The organism is Mycobacterium sp. SP-6446 (genome assembly GCF_001954045.1).
Classification (GTDB): Bacteria; Actinomycetota; Actinomycetes; order Mycobacteriales; family Mycobacteriaceae; genus Mycobacterium.
This window is the reverse complement of sequence record NZ_MBEM01000020.1, coordinates 1-561: the sequence shown is the minus strand read 5'-3', so window position 1 is coordinate 561 and position 561 is coordinate 1. Positions and strand designations below refer to the sequence as shown.

Sequence of the window (561 nt, the reverse complement as noted above, 5' to 3'; positions counted from 1 at the left end):
CCGGCGATCAGCGCGTCGGCATCGCTGGTGGCGGCGAGGCCGATCGGCTCGCCGTTGGCGAGTTCGCCGGCGTCCCTGCCGACCTTCTCCGCGGAGTGCACCCACACGCCGACCAGATCCAGATCGGGGCGTCGGTGGATGGTGCGGATCGCGATCGACCCGATGCCGCCCGTCGCCCAGACCACTACCCGCTGGGTCGTCATCCTGTTCCTCCTGTTAAGAGAGTAGGCACTATCCTAATGAACAAATCTTAGGTTATGGTGCTGTTGATGCTCACGCTGAGGTTCGACCTGCGTGCTCCGAGTTGGGCTGGGCCGGCCGCCGACTACGTGCGCCGCGGGCGCTCATGAGTAGGGAGGTGAACCCTATGCGTACCGTCGTGTGGTCGACGGGGGGAGTCGGGTCGATCGCCATCGATGCGATCCGCCGCCGGCCAGACCTGGAACTCGTTGGGGTATGGGTGCATTCGCCCGACAAAGTCGGCAAGGACGCCGGGGAATTGGCCGGCATCGAGCCGCTGGGTATCGCGGCTACCAACGATGCCGACGCGCTGATCGCCCT

General features: G+C 65.8%; 2 pseudogenes. One reads left to right on the top strand and one right to left on the bottom strand.

Annotated elements, in window-relative coordinates:
* Nucleotides 1–203, bottom strand: a pseudogene (locus A5736_RS01575) (dihydrodipicolinate reductase); the annotation flags it as partial.
* Between the two features lie 164 nt (nt 204–367).
* Between A5736_RS01575 and A5736_RS01570 the strand changes: the two are divergent.
* Nucleotides 368–561, top strand: a pseudogene (locus A5736_RS01570) (dihydrodipicolinate reductase); the annotation flags it as partial.